The organism is Paenibacillus zeirhizosphaerae (assembly GCF_030705605.1).
Lineage (GTDB): Bacteria > Bacillota > Bacilli > Paenibacillales > Paenibacillaceae > Paenibacillus > Paenibacillus zeirhizosphaerae.
Genome location: NZ_JAPCKK010000009.1, coordinates 1 through 1,740, shown reverse-complemented (window position 1 = coordinate 1,740; position 1,740 = coordinate 1). Strand labels below are relative to the sequence as shown.

Annotated in this window: 2 tRNA genes and 3 rRNA genes; all 5 read right to left on the bottom strand. The window is 52.2% G+C overall.

Annotated elements, in window-relative coordinates:
• Window positions 1–526: ribosomal RNA gene (locus tag OIN60_RS04175) — 23S ribosomal RNA — on the bottom strand; the annotation flags it as partial.
• Between the two features lie 191 nt (window positions 527–717).
• Window positions 718–793: transfer RNA gene (locus tag OIN60_RS04170), tRNA-Ala, on the bottom strand.
• Between the two features lie 24 nt (window positions 794–817).
• Window positions 818–894 (bottom strand) — tRNA-Ile (locus OIN60_RS04165).
• Window positions 895–932: 38 nt separating this feature from the next.
• Window positions 933–1,049 (bottom strand): 5S ribosomal RNA (rrf, locus tag OIN60_RS04160).
• Window positions 1,050–1,204: 155 nt separating this feature from the next.
• Window positions 1,205–1,740: ribosomal RNA gene (locus OIN60_RS04155) — 16S ribosomal RNA — on the bottom strand; the annotation flags it as partial.

The following is a 1,740-nucleotide window of genomic DNA, read 5'->3' as shown; positions in this document are numbered from 1 at the left end:
TTTTCACCTTTCCCTCACGGTACTGCTTCACTATCGGTCGCCAGAGAGTATTTAGCCTTGGCAGATGGTCCTGCCGGATTCATACGGGGTTTCACGTGCCCCGCACTACTCGGGATCCGTCTCGGAGGGTATACCCTTTCAACTACAGGGCTGTTACCTCTATCGCGGGCCTTTCCAGACCTCTTCATCTACGATACACCTTTGTAACTCCATGTGAGACGTCCCACAACCCCAGGAAGCAAGCTTCCTGGTTTGGGCTACTCCGCGTTCGCTCGCCGCTACTGACGGAATCACTATTGTTTTCTCTTCCTCAGGGTACTTAGATGTTTCAGTTCCCCTGGTATGCCTCTCATCCACCTATGTATTCAGTGAATAGTGACTGTCGATGAAGACAGCCGGGTTTCCCCATTCGGACATCCCCGGATCAAAGCTTGCTTACAGCTCCCCGAGGCATTTCGTCGTTCGCCACGTCCTTCGTCGGCTTCTGGCGCCTAGGCATCCTCCGTGTGCTCTTTGTAGCTTAACCTAGCGTTTACTTGTAAACGCAATGTTCAATAAAGAAGTGATTTTTACCAGAGGCAAAATATCTTTCTTTATTGGCTACTTTTATTGATCTTGGTCTTTCGACACAAGCTCAGCTAAAAGATGTTCTAAAACGCAATGTTTCGTTTCGGTATCCAGTTTTCAAGGTGCAAATCTGTTCCTGAGAACAGTGTATGGTGGAGCCAAGGGGGATCGAACCCCTGACCTCCTGCGTGCAAGGCAGGCGCTCTCCCAGCTGAGCTATAGCCCCATACAGAGAATGTATAAAGTTAAATGGTGGGCCCTAGTGGACTCGAACCACCGACCTCACCCTTATCAGGGGTGCGCTCTAACCAGCTGAGCTAAGGGCCCATAACAAATCCCGAAAGATTGTACCCTTTCGGGATTGCGCTTGGCAGCGTCCTACTCTCCCAGGACCCTTCGGTCCAAGTACCATCGGCGCTGGAGGACTTAACGGTCGTGTTCGGGATGGGTACGTGTGGAACCCCTCCGCTATCGCCACCAAACGAATGAGAGCGTTTGAGCTCTCAAAACCAAACAACGAGTGAGTTGCGAAGATGATTTCGTACACACAGCTGTGTCGTACCCAAATCATCTTCAGTGGCAGATGTTCCATCTGCCGTATTTGAATGCTTCCATTGCAGGAAGCGATTCTCCATAGAAAGGAGGTGATCCAGCCGCACCTTCCGATACGGCTACCTTGTTACGACTTCACCCCAATCATCTACCCCACCTTCGGCGGCTGGCTCCCTTGCGGGTTACCCCACCGACTTCGGGTGTTGTAAACTCTCGTGGTGTGACGGGCGGTGTGTACAAGACCCGGGAACGTATTCACCGCGGCATGCTGATCCGCGATTACTAGCAATTCCGACTTCATGCAGGCGAGTTGCAGCCTGCAATCCGAACTGAGACCGGCTTTTGAGGATTCGCTCCATCTCGCGACTTCGCTTCCCGTTGTACCGGCCATTGTAGTACGTGTGTAGCCCAGGTCATAAGGGGCATGATGATTTGACGTCATCCCCACCTTCCTCCGGTTTGTCACCGGCAGTCACCTTAGAGTGCCCAGCTTCACCTGCTGGCAACTAAGATCAAGGGTTGCGCTCGTTGCGGGACTTAACCCAACATCTCACGACACGAGCTGACGACAACCATGCACCACCTGTCTCCTCTGTCCCGAAGGAAAGATACATCTCTGTA